Annotated in this window: 13 protein-coding genes and 1 pseudogene; 10 read left to right on the top strand and 4 right to left on the bottom strand. The window is 68.0% G+C overall.

From position 1 onward, the window contains the following. Nucleotides 1–5 precede the first annotated feature (5 nt). The 6 genes and pseudogenes from WMF29_RS12155 to WMF29_RS12130 all read left to right on the top strand — a co-directional run. Nucleotides 6–1,133, top strand: a complete 1,128-nt coding sequence (locus WMF29_RS12155; RefSeq protein ID WP_437328987.1) for an aromatic ring-hydroxylating oxygenase subunit alpha — start codon at nucleotides 6–8, stop codon at nucleotides 1,131–1,133. A 75-nt stretch (nucleotides 1,134–1,208) separates the two neighbouring features. After that, nucleotides 1,209–2,444: a cytochrome P450 gene (locus tag WMF29_RS12150; protein WP_437328986.1), complete on the top strand. Its 1,236-nt coding sequence runs from the start codon at nucleotides 1,209–1,211 to the stop codon at nucleotides 2,442–2,444. Then, a complete protein-coding gene (locus WMF29_RS12145) occupies nucleotides 2,441–3,658 on the top strand; it encodes a cytochrome P450 (RefSeq protein WP_437328985.1) in 1,218 nt (405 codons plus the stop codon). The genes WMF29_RS12150 and WMF29_RS12145 overlap by 4 nt, the downstream gene beginning before the upstream one ends. 72 nt (nucleotides 3,659–3,730) lie before the next feature. Then, complete coding sequence (locus WMF29_RS12140; protein ID WP_437331110.1) at nucleotides 3,731–5,248, top strand: transposase; 1,518 nt, start codon at nucleotides 3,731–3,733, stop codon at nucleotides 5,246–5,248. Between the two features lie 419 nt (nucleotides 5,249–5,667). Further along, a complete protein-coding gene (locus tag WMF29_RS12135; RefSeq protein WP_437331109.1) occupies nucleotides 5,668–6,942 on the top strand; it encodes an MFS transporter in 1,275 nt (424 codons plus the stop codon). Between the two features lie 279 nt (nucleotides 6,943–7,221). Further along, a pseudogene (locus tag WMF29_RS12130) lies at nucleotides 7,222–7,278 on the top strand (hypothetical protein); the annotation flags it as partial. A 178-nt stretch (nucleotides 7,279–7,456) separates the two neighbouring features. Here the strand turns inward: WMF29_RS12130 and WMF29_RS12125 are convergent. After that, nucleotides 7,457–7,642, bottom strand: coding sequence for a hypothetical protein (locus WMF29_RS12125; RefSeq protein ID WP_437331270.1), 186 nt, complete (start codon nucleotides 7,640–7,642; stop codon nucleotides 7,457–7,459). 708 nt (nucleotides 7,643–8,350) lie between these two features. On the opposite strand from WMF29_RS12125, the gene WMF29_RS12120 reads away from it, so the two are divergent. Continuing rightward, entirely contained in the window at nucleotides 8,351–9,145 is a 795-nt protein-coding gene (locus WMF29_RS12120; protein ID WP_437328984.1) for a protein-glutamine glutaminase family protein, read from the top strand. 598 nt (nucleotides 9,146–9,743) lie between these two features. Here the strand turns inward: WMF29_RS12120 and WMF29_RS12115 are convergent. Then, nucleotides 9,744–10,262, bottom strand: coding sequence for a GNAT family N-acetyltransferase (locus WMF29_RS12115; protein WP_272094494.1), 519 nt, complete (start codon nucleotides 10,260–10,262; stop codon nucleotides 9,744–9,746). Between the two features lie 214 nt (nucleotides 10,263–10,476). Here WMF29_RS12115 and WMF29_RS12110 point away from each other — a divergent pair, with 214 nt between their 5' ends. Beyond that, nucleotides 10,477–10,932, top strand: coding sequence for a GNAT family N-acetyltransferase (locus WMF29_RS12110; protein WP_437328983.1), 456 nt, complete (start codon nucleotides 10,477–10,479; stop codon nucleotides 10,930–10,932). 1,414 nt (nucleotides 10,933–12,346) lie between these two features. Here the strand turns inward: WMF29_RS12110 and WMF29_RS12105 are convergent. Continuing rightward, complete coding sequence (locus WMF29_RS12105; protein WP_437328982.1) at nucleotides 12,347–12,904, bottom strand: dihydrofolate reductase family protein; 558 nt, start codon at nucleotides 12,902–12,904, stop codon at nucleotides 12,347–12,349. Between the two features lie 295 nt (nucleotides 12,905–13,199). Further along, on the bottom strand, nucleotides 13,200–13,949 hold the full coding sequence (locus WMF29_RS12100; RefSeq protein WP_437328981.1) for a glutathione S-transferase: 750 nt from the start codon (nucleotides 13,947–13,949) through the stop codon (nucleotides 13,200–13,202). Between the two features lie 663 nt (nucleotides 13,950–14,612). Between WMF29_RS12100 and WMF29_RS12095 the strand changes: the two genes are divergently transcribed. Next, nucleotides 14,613–14,876 carry a hypothetical protein gene (locus tag WMF29_RS12095; RefSeq protein WP_437328980.1) on the top strand — a complete coding sequence of 88 codons (264 nt, stop codon included), beginning with the start codon at nucleotides 14,613–14,615 and terminating at the stop codon, nucleotides 14,874–14,876. Then, nucleotides 14,867–15,748 (top strand): tectonin domain-containing protein, encoded by an 882-nt coding sequence (locus tag WMF29_RS12090; protein ID WP_437328979.1) that lies wholly within the window; start codon nucleotides 14,867–14,869, stop codon nucleotides 15,746–15,748. The genes WMF29_RS12095 and WMF29_RS12090 overlap by 10 nt, the downstream gene beginning before the upstream one ends. Nucleotides 15,749–16,494 lie beyond the last annotated feature (746 nt).

Below are 16,494 nucleotides of genomic sequence, written 5' to 3'. Positions count from 1 at the left end.
CCTGTATGAAGCATGCGGAGCAGGTGACGCTGATACGGCGCACGCTCGATCTGATCCAGCGGCGGACCACGGACATGGACGCGGAGCCGGACCAGAGGCCGGTGGACATCTACACGTCACCGACGCGGCTCGAGAGGGAGCGAGGGCAGCTGTTCCAGCGCTACCCCATCATCCTGACGAGCGCGGCGCTCCTGCAAAGGCCGGGCGACTACGTCACCCACGACGGGCTGGGCGTGCCGATCCTGCTCTCCGTCGACAAGGAGGGCCAGATCAGGGGGTTCTTGAATGCGTGTCGCCACCGAGGTGCCCGGCTCCTGGACGGCCCCACGGGCGTCGCCCGGAGCTCCTTCACGTGCCCTTTCCACGGATGGACCTATGGGCTCGATGGCAAGCTGCTGCACGTCCCGCACGCCTACGGCTTTGCCGAGGGGCATTGCGAACGCACCGCGCTCACCCCGTTCCCAGTTCGGGTGAAATTCGGCATGGTGTGGACCGATCCTGGGCCGGATCTGGACGCCTTTCTGGGTCCCCTCGCGCAAGAGCTCGCCGGCTGGAACCTCTCGCGCCTCCAGCCGGCATATCAGCTCACCTTCTCGCCCAACGCGAACTGGAAGCTCCTCATGGAAGTGGCATTCGAGGTCTATCACTTCCGGAAGACGCACGCGCAGACGATCGCCCCCTGGTTGCACGACAACATCGCCCTGCATGACGACTTCTATCCCCACCAGCGCATGATCGTCCCCAGAAACAGGATCAACGCGTGCCTGGACCGCGATCCAGCGAGCTGGGACCTCCTCTCCGTGGCGAATGTCGTCTATCTCATATTTCCAAATACGGTCCTCATGCTGCGAGAAGGTCCGACCATTCTCCAGACGGTGTTTCCGAGCAGCCTGGATCGGACGCTCTGGCGCACGTGGGCGAGCGCCGCCCGCGTCCCGCAGACGGAGCGCGAGGTGCGCCACACAAGAGCAGACAGAGAGAGCTTCGAGACGACACTGGACGAAGACTTCAGGAGGGTGACGTCGATCCAGAGCGGGCTGCGCTCCGGCGCGAACCAGGTCGTCACGTTCGGCCGCTTCGAGCTCGGGCCCATCCGGTTTCACCGCGCGCTCGACGACTTCCTCGCGAGGTGAACGCGCGTGTCCACCGGCGCGCAACGGCTCCGGAGCTCGATCGCCGGTGGCTCAGGAGGAATCAGGAGCAAGACGATGACATCCGCGGTCACGCACAAGGAATGGTCAGCGGACAGCTTCGACGCGCTGGATCCCGCCTTCGTGGCGGAGCCCTACCCGTTCTATGCGCGCCTCCGGGCGGAAGCGCCGGTCCATTTCGTCGCCTCGGTAGGGGAATGGTGGATCACGAAGTATTCCTGCGCGAAGCTCGCCCTGGCCGACAAGCGCTTGACCACACAACGTGAAAAGGTCATGGCCGTCCCCCCGCGCAGCGGCTCCGGATCCTGCCCATGGACCCCGAACATGATGGAGCTGGATCCACCCGAGCATGACCGGGTGCGCGCCCTCGTGGGCAAGGGGTTCACGCGCGAGGTGGTCCAGCGCCTCCGGTCGAGGATCGAGGAGATCGCGCACGAGCTCGTGGGCCTCGTCGAGGGGGGCGGGCGGATGGACGTCGTGGCCGACTACGCGTATCCCTTGTCGACGTTCGTGCTCTGCGAGCTGATGGGCTTGCCGGCATCGGAGCGAGAGCGATTTCGCGCGTGGACGACCCGGATTCATCTGAAGTTCGACCAGGCTCAACCGCCGGAGGTGCGGCAGCACGGCGAAGAGGCCTATGACGCCGCGCGGGAGTACCTGAGCAGGGTGATCTCCGAGCGGCAGGTACGCCCGGAGGCCGATCTGATCAGCGCGCTGATCTCTGCCGACGACCACGGCGATCGGCTCGCGCTCCCGGAGCTCTTGTCGAACCTCACGTTCTTCCTCTACGCCGGCTTCGAGACGACGGCCCGGATGATCTCGGCTGGCGTGTACACCTTGCTCTCGCATCCCGATCAGCTGACGCTGCTTCGAGGCCACCCGGAGCTGACGCAGACAGCCGTCGAGGAGCTGCTGCGCTACACGTCGCCCGGGCAGCGAGGGATGGAGCGCTGGGCGCTCACGGATCTCGAGCTCGGGGGCAAGCTGATCCACAAGGGGGATCGGCTCTCCATTGTCCTGGGCGCCGCCAACCGTGATCCCGAGGTGTTTCCGGAGCCCGACCGGCTGGACATCACGCGGAGGCACAACCCGCACCTGGTGTTCGCCCGGGGCACGCATGCGTGTCTGGGCTCCTTCCTCGCCATCACCGAGCTCGAGATCGCCTTCTCGGTGCTGCTGCGCCGGCTGCCGCGGCTCGAGCTCGCGACCCCGGAGCCGACATGGGAGCCCAACACCAAGCTCCGCGGGTTGGCGGCGCTGCACGTCCGTTTCCAGGGCGGAGGAAGAAGATGACATCCGCGATCACGTACAAGGAATGGTCAGTCGACAGCTTCGACGCGCTGGATCCCGCCTTCGTGGCGGACCCCTACCCGCTCTATGCACGCCTCCGGGCGGAAGCGCCGGTCCATTTCGTCCCTTCGGTAGGGGAATGGTGGATCACGAAATATTCCTACGCGAAGCTCGTCCTGGCCGACAGGCGCTTGTCCACACAACGTGAAAGGGTCATGGCCTTCCCCCCGCGCCACACCTCCGGATCATGCCCGTGGGCCCACAACATGATAGAGCTGGATCCACCCGAGCATGACCGGGTGCGTTCCCTCGTCGGCAAGGTGCTGACGCGCGAGGCGATCCAGCGCCTCCGGTCGAGGATCGAGCAGGTCGCGCATGAGCTCGTGGATCGCGTCGAGGGGGACGGGCACATGGACATCATGGCCGACTACGCGTATCCCCTGCCGACGAACGTGCTCTGTGAGCTGATGGGCTTGCCGGCATCGGAGCGAGAGCAACTTCGCGCGTGGATGCCCGGAATTCATCTGCAGTTCGATCAGGCTCAACCGCCGGCGGTGCGACAGCAGGGCGAAGCCGCCGATGGCGCCGCGCGAGAGTACCTGAGCCGATGGATCGCCGAACGGCAGGTGCGCCCGGGCGCCGATCTGATCAGCGCGCTGCTCTCGGCCGAGGACCACGGCGATCGGCTCGCGTTTCCGGAGCTCTTGTCGAACCTCAGTTTGCTCCTCTACGCCGGCTTCGAGACGACGGCCCGGATGATCTCGGCTGGCGTATACACCTTGCTCTCGCATCCCGATCAGCTGACGCTGCTTCGAGGCCACCCGGAGCTCATGCAGAGCGCCGTCGAGGAGCTGCTTCGCTACGCGTCGCCTGTACAGCGAGGGGTCGAGCGCTGGGCGCTCACGGATCTCGAGCTCGGGGGCAAGCTGATTCGCAAGGGGGATCGGCTGTCCGTCGTGCTGAGCGCCGTCAACCGCGACCCCGAGGTGTTTGCGGAGCCCGATCGGCTGGACATCACGCGGAAGCAGAACCCGCACCTGGTGTTCGCCCGGGGCACGCACGCGTGCCTGGGCTCCCTCTTCGCCATCACCGAGCTCGAGATCGCCTTCTCGGTGCTGCTGCGCCGGCTGCCCCGGCTCGAGCTCGCAACCACGGAGCCGACATGGGGGCCCAACACCAAGCTCCGCGGGATGACGGCGCTGCACGTCCGCTTCTAGTTCCGCGTGTCAGAAATCCCGCCAGAAAAAACGGCCGATGACGAGCGGTCGCTGGAAACAGTAGCGATTCTCATGGCTTCCGCCTGTTTCGCCGCCGAGGGCGGCTCTGGTGTGGCCCAACGGGGCGCCCTCCGCCGTCGCGTCGCCCGCGGTGAAGGGCCCGCGGCATCACCGATCGGGGTCGGCGCCTGGCCTGGCGGTGCAGCGCCGCGGGATTCTCCTTCGTTCGCCGCCCTGTTGTCGGGCCCCTCGATGCGCTGCCGCCTGTTTCGGGATCGTGCCTGCGTGCCCGCACTCTGCCAGCCCAACGTTGAATTGACCTGCCGCGCGAAGCGCCGTCAGGTCCAATTCTGTGTTGGGCGGTGCCTGGTCGCGCATCATGGGATCAGACATCCGAGAGCCGCCCCTTGCCGGGCTGAGAGCCGCCGCTCGCCGGGCGCACGGACGGGCTCGGTCGGGTTCCCTCAGAGATTCGGCTCGAGCTTGAACGTTCACGTCCATTTTCACGCGATGGCAATCGACGGCGTTTTCGAGAAGACCGCCATGGGCGTGCGCTTCCAGGATGCGCCGCCGCCTTCAAAGGACGATGCCAGCGAGGTGGCACGACGGGTGCGCGAGCGTGCGCTTCTTTGGCTACGGCGCCGCGGTTACCTCGACGAGCGCGCGGCCGAGGAGCGCAGCAACGAGACCATCGAGCCCCCCGCGCTCGATGCGTGTACCCAGCTCGCACTCGCAGGTGGAGCGTATCTTGCGCGGCCTTTCGAGCACAAGGACAGTCCCGACGCGGCTTTCGAGCGCCGAGAGCGACGCTTCTCCGCGGCGTGCGACGGGTTCGACGTGCATTGCGCGGTGCGCATCGCAGCGGATGACGGCGGTCGACGACCCGCGCGCGAGAGGCTCGTGCGGTACTGCTCCCGCCCGGCCTTCGCATTTGATCGAATCGAGCTCCTGCTCGACGGGCGTATAGCGTACTTGCTGAAGACACCTCGGCGGGTACGCACTCACCGCGTCATGAGTCCAATGGAGTTCATGGCCCGGCTCGTGGCTTTGATTCCTCCGCCGAACATCCCGCTTGTTAGATGCCATGGCGTGTTCGCGCCTCGCTCGTCGTGGCGCTCTCTCGTGACACCCAAACCTCCGGCCCGCGCCGCGAAGTCTGAGCGGTGCGCGGGGCACGCGCCTCTGCCCGCCGCGCCCGCGCCCGCCGCGCCCGCGCCCGCATCGCCCGCGCCCGCGTCGCCGTGCGCTCCGCCGGCGCTCTCAGCGAGGTCGCTCGCGCATGCCGAGCCCACGGTGCGAGTTGAGTCGATCCTGATCTCGGTCTTGCACTGGGGGCGGCTGCTCGAAGGGGAGTTGTTCGCAACGTCGCGCTACGTCGAGTGGGCCGTGCTCATGAAGCGTTCGTTCGGCTTCGATGCGCTCCGCTGCCCGAAATGCGAACGGAGGATGCGCGTGCTTTCCACGATCACCGACTCAGCGGTGGTGCGCCGCATCCTCGATCATCTGAACTTGCCCTGGCAGCCCCGAACGGCAGCACCCGCGCGCGATCCAACGTGGGAACCGATGGCGTTCGGGTTCGACGCGGCGTAGGTGGGCACCCGGCCCGAGCCCGTCATGGCGAACGCACGTCGCGGTCCGTCGAGCCAGAGCTGCACCCAATGCACGGCGCGCGGGCCCTGCGACGGGGCGAGCGGGTGTTTGATGCGCGATAGACGGCTCGCCAGGCGCCGTTTCCGCGGGGCTTGACACGGGCGAGAGCTCTATCGTTTCCTATCCGCTTAGATGGCTGTTCCGCAGGAGTAGCCGCTCCGCGGAGCGGCGACACGGCAACCCACAGCCAAGCGCATGTCAACCATCGCATGCAGCGTGGCTGTACGATTGGACGGCCGCTACGAGAGGAGCTTGACTTTCGGATCGAGTTTGGATTTCTTAGCCTATCGAGAGGATTGGAGGATGGCATGCAGCACGCAGGGGGCGCGGCCCCGGACATGGGCCCCGCGGCCCCGGACATGGGCGTCGCGACCCCGGACATCGGCGCCGCGACCCTGAAGCGGATCACCCGTGGCCTGATGCCGCTCTTCTGCCTGATGTACCTGATCGCGTACATCGACCGGCAGAACGTCTCCTATGCCAAGCTGGAGATGGTGGGCGCCCTGGGCCTCACCGAAGCCGCATACGGCCTCGGCGCCTCGCTGTTCTTCCTCGGCTACTTCCTGTTCGAGGCGCCGGCCAACCTGATCCTCGTCCGCGTCGGCGCCGGGGTCTGGTTCAGCCGGATCATGGGCACCTGGGGCCTCGTCACCATCGCGCTGGGGTTCACCCAGAGCCCGGCCATGTTCTTCGTCCTGCGCTTCCTGCTGGGCGTGACGGAGGCCGGCTTCTTCCCGGGCGTGCTCTACGTCCTGACCCTCTGGTACCCGCATGCGCACCGCGCCCGCATGATCGGCGCCTTCATGATGGCCAGCGCCGTGGCCAACGCGGTGGGCTCGGTCGTCGGCGGCGCGCTGCTCGATCTCAACGGCCTCCTGGGACTGGCTGGCTGGCAGTGGGTGTTCGTGGCCACCGGCGCTCCCGCCGTCCTGCTCGCGCCCTACGTCCTCTGGCGCCTGCCGAGCCACCCCGAGCAGGCCCGCTTCCTCACCCCCGACCAGAAGGCCTGGCTCGCCAGGACCCTCGCCGCGGAGCCCCGCCAACAGGCGGAAGGCTCCCCCTGGCGGGCCTTGCTGGACATACGAGTGATGGCGCTCGCCGGCCTGTATGTCGGCTTGCCGCTCGGCGCTTACGGCCTCAGCTACTGGCTGCCCACCCTCGTGAAGGGCTTCGGCGCCTCGAACATCCAGAACGGCTTCATCAACGTCATCCCCTGGGTCTTCGTCGCCTTGGCGCTCTGGTGGGTGCCGCGCCATGCCGCCCGCAACGGCGTCAGCGCCTGGCACATCTCCGGCCCCATGCTGCTGGGCGCCGTCACCCTGGTGCTGAGCGTGGTCGTGCCGGGCGCAGCACCCAAGTTCGCCCTGCTGTGCGTCGCCGCCGCCGCCATCTTCGCCGGCCAGCCGGTGTTCTGGAGCGTGCCCCAGAAGCTCCTCGCGGGCCCGCACGCCGCCGCTGGCATCGCCGCCATCAACTCGGTGGGCAACCTCGGCGGCTTCGTGGCCCAGAACGTGGTGCCGCGCATCTACGACGCGACCGGCAGCCAGCTCGCCCCCATGCTGTTTCTGGCCGGCTGCCTGCTCATCGCCGGCGTCAGCATCCGGGTGCTCGTCCCCCGGCTGGCAGGCTGGTAGGGCGCCGGCGGATCAGGCCTGGCGGCCGCAGGCCGCCGCCAGCATCCGCAACTTCTACCCAGCGTCCGCAAGGCCAGCGAGCGAATGTCGCGTGGCAGTGCAGTGGGCTCCGTCCGCGTGGCGGAGAGAGCGCTGACCTCGCCCGCGTCGCGCGGACGGTTCATGACGCAGTGATGGTGGTGCCGTGCGGCCTGGGCAGGCCAAGCCGATAACCACGGTCCTGCACCGCAAACTCGCCCGGAAGGAGCCTCGACCAACACGCGCCCTGCGCGGACGCGCGTGGCGAGGTGTCGCCTGGCCCTTTCCCGTTCGCTTCACGCGGTGCAGGACTTCTACGCACACCCGAACTGGGTCGAGCTCGGCGACGACGTCCTCGTGGACCAGTCGCTCACCGTCACGAGGAGCTCAACAAAGACAAGAGCACATTGCCCGGTCGCACGGCGCAGCATCGAGCGGAGAAGCCGCTCGCGATCCGACAGACACGCCATGAGTGGTGCCGACTCGATCAGCTCGCTCACGATGCGTGGGCGATGCCGGAGCTCGTGTCCGCGCAGGATCCGGAGCAGAACGTCTGCCCATCATCGCAAGCGGGCAAGCCGCCGCCCCCGCCGGACGTCCCCGTGCTCGTGGCGTCGGAGCTCGCTGGATCGAAGTCCGGGTTCTCGGGGCTGCACGCGACAGGCAGACACAGCGTGCTCATCAGGAAAAGCTCTTCATGATGAGCATTGTACACCGAGGCACTGCGCCCCTGCAGAGGGAAGTCCTCGCGTCGCGGTGCGTGGTTGCGCACAGCAGGAAAACGGCGCGATCCGATGCGGTTCGAGCGAAGGACGACCGGGGTTGCCGGCATCCACCCGGTAACCGTCGAGCGGCGGCGCAGGAGCCAGCCGAGCCTCGAGAATCGCCGATGTCTGCCGTGCGGGGACCGCGAGCGGTGCTATGGTGCGCCGCACCCCGTGGTCCCCGACATGCTCCGAGCGTGACGGCTCCTCTCGGGGCGCTTCATGTCTTACGCAGGGAGATCAGATTCATGCGACAGTCTTATTTTACTCTTGCAAGAGTGTTGTGTGTCGCGGGGGCGGCCCTGGCCGCCTCGGCCTGTGGAGGCGACGAGGGCGCTTATTCCGATCCGGCTCCTGACATCGAGCGCGCCGGCACGGGATCGCTGCTAGCTAGAGGACGCCGTCGACTCCCCGCCGTCCGGCGCGGGCTCGCCGGGTGACGAAGGATCCCCCGGAGGCAACGCGAGCGGGACCTGCCAGCTGCCCGACGGCTGCCCGACGGTCCGCGCTCGTTCGACGAGCTCAAGGGCCCGCCCGGAAGCCTGGCAGCCGATTGCGTTCCCACGTGGACCGGGGAGCAGCTGAGCTCCGGGTTCGCCGCGATCCGCGACAGCCGGCTGCTCACCGTGCCGGAGCAAGCCGAGTTTCTGCGGCGGATTCCCTGGCTCGCGGCCGACAACGGCTGCGAGGAGCGGGCCGAGGCAGCGGTCTACTTCTTCCACCAATGGGACTATCCGACGCCCTACTTTGCCAGAGTCAGGGCAAAGCCGCGCAAGCGGCTGGTCTTCCAGACAACCAACGAGCCGTCCGGAACCGTGACGTGGTCCCACCACGTCGCGCCCGTGGTCCGGGTCGGTGGACAGCTCATGATCCTGGACGTCGCCATCGATCCGTCGCGGCCCCTCCCGATCGCGGAGTGGCTCTCTCGGTTCAGCGTCGCCGACGACATCGACGTCGCTTTGTGCCGCGACCACGCTTCCACGATCACCGACTCAGCGGTGGTGCGCTGCATCCTCGATCATCTGAACTTGCCCTCGCAACCCCGAACGGCAGCACCCGCGCACGATCCAACGTGGAACCGATGGCGTTCGGGTTCGACGCGGCGTAGGTGGGCACCCGGCCCGAGCCCGTCATGGCGAACGCACGTCGCGGTCCGTCGAGCCAGAGCTGCACCCAATGCACGGCGCGCGGGCCCTGCGACGGGTAAGGAGGGACGCCGCCCCGTCGCCGCGACGCTGAGGATTACGTCCGGAGTATGCGAAGATGGCCGGAACGATGCCAGGGGGCGTTCTGGAACGGCGGCGTTCGAGGAACGGAGCATTGAGTTCACTCATTCGTGTGAGATTGTCCACCCCACGCTGGCGACAAGACCATGGATAACGACAAGCCCCAAACCCCCACGCCTTCCCTCACGGATCTGATGGGCGCGATGGCGGCGGCCCAGGCCGCGCAGGAGCCGTTCTTCCTCGGCCGCCTCCGCGGGCACTTCGGCGCCGACCCCCGCACCCCTCCCCGTTGTCGCCGAGGAGTTCCCGGCCTTGGATCACGTGCTGGCACCAGGCCGAGCAGCCTCCCTTTCGCCTCGTGAACGATCCGCGCCGCCTCCTCATCCCCAAGGACGACGGCGCTCCTTGAAAAGTGACGCTGTATCAACAAATTATCCATGCATCGACGATGAGGCAGCCTTCACTCCACAGCCTGCGGGGAGTCGTCGCACTGGTCTAATCTGAAGGTCAGTGCGCGGCGCCGCGCATTCGTCATCGATCGGGATAGGTCATCATCGGCGACCCGCTTCCTCCGTATCTCAACGGTTTGGCAGCCTGGAGCCGACACAAAAAAATCACCTATCGATTTTGGCGATCGAGCATTGCGTAGAATTGCTTGGCAGCGGGACTGGTAGTTGCATCGCCGCACTCAGAACCACGCAACGTCAACGTTGGCGATTCGCAGTGGCCGGCACCTTCCCATACAAGCCAAAACGCAAGAGTATCGTTCTAGAGAGCGCGCAAGGTTCGCGCTTTACGGACCAACCCACAGAGCCATGTAAACGTCGTCAAGATACTCGTTCGGACCGATCTTCAGCCGCCTCGTCTTACGCCCCTCTTCGACGAACCCGAGTGATCGATAAAGCGCGATCGCGGGCTCGTTCGACGAGCGCACCTGAAGCTCGACCTTTTCAACGCGCGGGTTTGACCGCGCCCAGCGCAAGAGCGAGTTCATGAGGGCTCTGCCAACGCCTTGGCGTTGATGGCCTTCGTGAACGGCGATCATCAGCCTGACGACGTGCGACGTCGCGGCAAGTGAGAGCGGTTCCAAGAACGCATGCCCGACGACCGTGCCCGCGTGTTCGGCGACGAGATAGATGCCGCCGCAGCGATCGTCGAGCTCGACTATCTTCTTTCGAAGGTCGTCGTCGACGATTTCGTCGGGCATCGAGGCGAGCTTCCCCGGAACGCTCGCGATCGCGCGCTCGGCTGCCGCGAGCAGCGGCGCGTCCTCCGGCCGTGCTTCTCGGATCAAAGGCACATCGAACCCCATGACGTTCTCTTATCACTCGACGGGGCCGGTTGCAGACGCCGTCACGCGGAGAGCTCGTCCGCTCGCAGCACATCGCGAGGTCAGGAGCCCGTCGCTAGAATGCCGAAGCCATGCATGCCGAAGCCATGCCCTTGCGCCAGCAGACACCGCCCGGCGGAGACCGGCGCGCCGCCGTCCCCGGCGCGCCCGGTCGGCTCGCCTGCCTGAGGTCCCCGTGATCCGGGCCGCTCGCCCCGAGGAGGCTGAGCTCCTCGGCGCGCTCGCCCTCCGTTCCAAGGTGCACTGGGGCTACACGCGCGAGTTCATGGAGGCGTGCCGCGCGGAGCTCTCGATCTCGCCGGCGTACGTGGCGCGGCATCCGACCTTCGTCCTGGTGCGCGGAGACGAGGCGCTCGGGTTTTACACGCTCGAGGCCCTGAGCTCGACCCGGGTGGAGCTCGGCCACCTCTTCGTCGAGCCGGAGGAGATCGGGCGCGGTCATGGCCGCGCGCTCCTGGCGCACGCGCGCGACGAAGCGCGGCGACGCGGGTACCGCGTCCTCGTGATCCAGGGCGATCCGAACGCCGGGCGGTTCTACGAGGCCTGCGGCGCGCGGCGCGTGGGCGAGAAGGGCTCTGCCAGCATCCCTGGCCGGCTGCTCCCGCTCTTCGAGCTCGACCTGTCGCGCTGACGCGCCGCCGCTCGCGCTGGCCGAGCCTCCACGATATCGGCAACGTGAATCGATCTCCGGATCCTGTTCGTCCTCGATGGCGTGTCGTACTGAATGTTCGGTCGGCCCGGGGCTTGGTCTCCGTGAACACGGAGAGCAGGCGTCGGAGACGCGGCGACCCAAGGGCTCAGCTCGTTCACTCGATCGGGCGCGAACAGCTGTCCTGTGCCACATCGGCCGCCATCTCCGACAGTGCCGGCCAAGGCCAAGACAGTTCGGTTTCCGCGGATCTCCGCACCTGTCCTATCCGGGCGCCTCGTCAATGCGGCTTGCTACCGTCGGCGCGACCTTTCTCTCCCCTCCGGTGCTGGCACCAGGCCGAGCAGCCGACCGATCGCCTCGTGAACGATCCGCGCCGCCTCCTCATCCCCAAGGGCGACGGCGCGGTTCAGGGGGCCGGCGAGCGAGGCAACCACGAGGGCCCGAGGCGACGCGTCGGCCGACGCGAGCTTCCCAGGATCGAGGCTCGCCGGTTGGGCCCGGGTTGGGCCCAACCCCACCGACGGGCAGCGATCCGTCGTCACGCCTCCCTGAAATTCGGGGCAAAGCACCGGATCGCGACGGTTCGCCCCCGCGGAATCGTCCCGCCAGAAAAAACGGCCGATGACGAGCGGTCGCTGGAAACAGTAGCGATTCTCATGGCTTCCGCCTGTTTCGCCGCCGAGGGCGGCTCTGGTGTGGCCCAACGGGGCGCCCTCCGCCGTCGCGTCGCCCGCGGTGAAGGGCCCGCGGTGAAGGGCCCGCGGCATCACCGATCGGGGTCGGCGCCTGGCCTGGCGCCGAAGCGGGCGCGCGCGTCGAAGCAGGCCCAGCTGGCGGCCGCGGTGCCGGTGGCTGGGGATCGCGCCGGCTTGATCGAGATCCAGTCCGCGCCAGCGGACGCGCGGTTCGAGCTGGAGCTCGGCCGGGGCCGTTGCCTCCGAGTGCCATCGAGGCGACGGAATCGACCTTATCGGATCTGAACGCTAGGGTCTGGATGCGGCCGAAGGCCGCTGGCCGCCAGTTTCCTCGAGTCGCCCGCCGCCCTCGACTGGCGCGAGCACGGCGCCGGCCTGTGCCTTGAGGAGGCGTTCTACCGCTTCTGCGAGTATGTCGGCCTGGGCAACCCGGCGGTGCGGCCGGACGAGTGGCTCACCGCCCAGCTGCGCGCCCTCGCGCTCTGTCCCGAGCCGGCCTTCGTGGTGCCCGCCGAGGTGCGCCGCGCGCCGCGCGGCTGGTTCGCCATTCGCCGGCGACCCGCCGAGCCTGTACGCCGCGCTCGCCGGCCGCGCCATCCGCGGCGCGATCACCCCGAACATCGCCGCGGTGCTGCGCGGCGAGAAGGCTCCCGACGACGCGCTGGCCCGCGAGCTGGGCGCGATGGGGCTCCTCTGCGTCAGCGCGCGCGCCGGTAGTGCATCGCCACCGCGCCGCAGCGGAGCGGCTTGGCCGAGACCAGCTCGAGCCGCCGCGTGGCGGGCAGCCCGCTCTGGTACAGGGTCGGGCCGTGGCCGGCGAGCTTGGGGTGGACGAGGAACTTGTACTCGTCGATGAGATCCAGCCGATCCAGCTCGGTCGCGAGCTTGCCGCTGCCGAGGAGCACGCCGGCCGGGGTCGCGTCCTTGAGCTTCTGCACGCCCATGCGCAGATCGCCGGCGATGGGGTGGCTGTTGGTCCACGGGAAGTCCTTGCGCGTGGACGACGCCACGTACTTCGGCTTGGTCTCCAGCTTGACCGCCCACTCGCGCATCGCCGGAGGCGCCTCCTCGTCGCCGCGGGCGACCGCCGGCCAGTAGCTCTCCATCATCTCGTAGGTGACGCGGCCCCACAGCATCGCGCCGCTCTCGTCCATGAGGCGGGTGAAGAAGGCGTGCGTCTCGTCGTCGGAGATCCCCTCCTGGTGGTCGACGCAGCCGTCCAGGGTGACGTTGATGGAGAAGGTCAGCAGTCCCATGCGGCGAGTCTCCTTCGGAACGAGGTATCGGTCAATGTTCCGGTATTGCGCTGCGCACCGCGAGGCTCTCGGCTTTCTCATCTCGCAAGACGCTCGAGTCCGTGGTGTCGCAAAGCACAGGCCCAATCTGACGTCCTGGCAAGATGTGCTGGTCCGGGCGGCGCCGAGCGAGCTGCTCCACGCCGCCCCAGCGGCTCAGCGTCGAGACGACGCGTGACGCACGCGCGGTGCAGCGTCGCGAGCGCTCCCTGCGCGAGCGCGACCCGCACGAAGCTCGAGATCGCGTCGGACGGATTCACCGCCTCTTCGACGGCGCCGGATCGAGCTCCGGATAGTGCCGGAAGATGCCGTCTTCGTTGAAGGGTATCCGCCGATCCGAGGCCAGGTGGGCGGCGATCCGCGGGCGCTCGGCCATGCGGTCGTGCAGGGCGACGAGCCCGGGGATCCTGGGCGCGAAGGCGGCCATGGCGTGCGGGAACGCGTAGCGGAGGCCCGCGATCACCTGGAACAACGAGAGATCCACGTAGGACATCGCGCCTCCCAGGACGTGACGGCCGCCGTGGCGCTCGAGGACGCGCTCGAAATAGCCGAGGAACTTGGGCATGCGCTCGGCGAGGAAGGCCTGGCTGCGGCGGAGGGCCTCGGGCTTCTGGTCCTCGTAATAGAGCTCGACAGAGATGGGGTGGTGCGTGTCGTGCACCTCGGCGACCAGATCGGTGATGGTGAGCTGGAGCTGATGGGCGCCGAGCCTGCTCGCCTCGTCGTCCGGCGCGAGGCCGAGGCGCGGGCCGAGGTAGAAGAGGATGTTGGCCACCTGGGCGATCACGAGATCGCCGTAGCGGAGGAACGGCGGCGCGAAGGGCTCGAGCGCGAGCGCGTGGCTCTTCATGAGCTTCTGCATGGCGGCGACGCCGCCGTGCTTCGCCGCGGGCAGGCGGGCGACATCGGCATAAGGAGCGCCGGCGTCCTCGAGCGCGAGGCGCACGAATTCGCCGCGGCCCTGAATGCCAGGCCAGTAGTACAGCTCGTACGTTGGCGCGTTCATGATGGATACCTCGCGCCGGCACGGGCCGCGGTCAATGGGCGCGCCGCCGAGCGGTCCGCCGGGCCCCGCGCGGGCACGCGAGCCGGTGCCCCCTGCGCCGCGCCGCCGAAGGAGAGATCCATGGCCCAACGTCTAGCGAGTAGATCGATGTCCTTCAGCGCAAGGGCGGTGGCTCCGAGCGAACCTCGTTCGCGCCACGACCCTCCATGACGGTGAGGAGCGCGCGCAGGCCGAGATCCGGCCGCGGCATCAGCAACGGCCTCGGCCGATCGCCCATGGCTCGCAGGATGCCCGGAAGGATGCGCCGGGTGGAAGATCGAAATGCGCTCGCGGGTCGGCGTCTCCGATCGTGCGCGGGAGACGCACGTCCGCGCCGCGGCGATCTCGCTCAGGATCACGGGGCGCTGTTCGAGGCCGTCAGGGATCGAACCGGGTCAAACCCCCTTCCTCCGAGCGGGGCGGCCGTCGCGGCGGAGGCGCCGATGAGCGTCCGTTCGTTGAACAGGCGTTCAAGGAGCAGACGGGGACAACACCGCTGCAATGGCTGCTGCGGGCTCGACACCGCGCACCAGGGCAATATGCCGTTCGTGCGGCGCGATGAATGTGCTCCTATGATCCATCACGGCCCGCCGCGGGAGCGCGGGCTCGATCAGGGAGACGTCCATGAAAGCGAAATCACTCGTCCGTATTGCGCTCGCCGGTGCGTGTCTCATGTCCAGCGCCGTCGCGACGGCGCAGGACCTCCAGTTCTTCGGCACCGGCGGCACCGGGCTCGACATCGGCCACGGCGGCGGCAAGGCCTGGGCGGTCGGCACCACCGGCAAGGTCTACCGTTTCGACACCCCGCCCGGCGCGTGGACCGAGATCGGCGGCATCACCACCGGAATGCGCATCGACGTCGATAGCGGCGGCAACCCGTGGCCGTGACGAGGGACCAGAAGCTCTTCACGTGGAACGGCGGCTGGTATCAGGTGTACGGCGACATTCGCGACGTCGGGCGCAGCGCCGTCGGCGACCACATGTGGGCGATCGGCGGCGGCGGCGACGGCCGCGGCAACTTCAACATTTACCGGTGGGAAGGGCAGGCGGGCTGGGTGCAGAAGCCCGGCATGGCCGCGCGCATCGACGTCGATCCCGATGGCGTGCCGTGGGTCGTGAACGCGTACAACGCGATCTACCGTTGGAACGGGGCCGCCTGGGACCAGATCGCGGGCGGCGCGCAGGACATCGGCATCGGCGCGGAGCGCTCCGTCTGGGTCGTGGGCAACGACGGCACGCTCTTCTGGTGGAACCGCCGGGGCTGGGATCGGCGAGGCGGCCGGCTCGCGCAGGTGAGCGTCGACGAGGGCGGCAATCCGTGGGGCGTCGATCCGGCGGGCGGCCTGCTTCGCGGCAAGCGCGCGGAGGTGAGGATCGTCCACGGAGTCTGGGGCACAGAGCTCGTCGCGGACGAATACTACCCAGACAGCTCGCATTGGACAGCGCTATTCGCCGTGAACAACACGGGCGGCCCCGCCTCGCGCTGGATCTTCGGCGGCGACGGATCGCTGCGCAACGTCGCCGCGAACAAGTGCATCCACCTGGACGTGCGCGATGGGTACGGCTGGATCCACATGCTCGATTGCAATGGCGCGCCCGCGTCCCTCGGCTGGTCGTGGAGCGCCTCGGACCGCACGATTCGCAACAGCTCGCACCCTGCCGGCTGCGGGTTCGGAAACGGCTGGAGCGGCTTCGAGTTCAGCCTCACGTGCATGCTCGACTTCCAGAGGCGCTCCACGAACATCATCGACGTCAGATAGGCATGAGTCGTCGCAGGCGTGGGGGGCCGTCGCCTCTGGCGAGCGCGACGGCGCGATCACAGAGGAGATCCTTCAAGGCCCAGCCTTGTGCGGTCGAGCACGCTTCTTCTACAACGGAGACGCCCTCCGCTGCCGGCTGCTCGGCACGGCGCGCGAGGTCACGCTCCGCATGGGGACGCCTGAGCGAAGAGCGGCATGACGACGAGACGGACAAAGCGAGACCCCTACACGCGGACAGTCGTCAAGCTGCGCTCCAGACGACGGAAGCGGGCGGGAACGACCTGGTCTGCGAGACCTTGCTGCCCGACGGCGTCGAGGCCCTTGTCCCGCCGCCAGCGGAGAAGCGCGTCGCGATCGGCGGCAAGTTCCTGGACGAGGTGCAAATCAAGCAGAGCGCGACGTCGGCGCGTAGGTAAAAGAAGCCGGATCGCAGCGCGAGGACCGGCATCTTCCTCTCCGAGGGGTTCGAGCGCACGCACCGATTCCCCCTGTGGGGTAAGGGGTACTGCTTCTACGGAGCTCCTGCGCGGAGGGCCACGTCCCGCGGCGTAGACAGGCCATGACGAGCTTCAGATACGTTTGAATTTTCTGCTCCTGATGTAGAAGGTCTCCGGGGTTGCGGCCGGGGACGCCGAGCTTTTTTGTCGAAGAATTTTTGACCCGTTCGACCCACCGCTGCCCACCGGGAAGGACGCTGGCGACGTGGGGCCTCCGACGTCGTCCCGTGCGGGTTCGATGACTTCTGG

The sequence above is a fragment of the Sorangium sp. So ce381 genome (assembly GCF_051473845.1).
GTDB lineage: Bacteria > Myxococcota_A > Polyangia > Polyangiales > Polyangiaceae > Sorangium > Sorangium atrum.
Note: the sequence above shows the minus strand (reverse complement) of the source record. Positions and strands in the feature narration are given on the sequence as shown.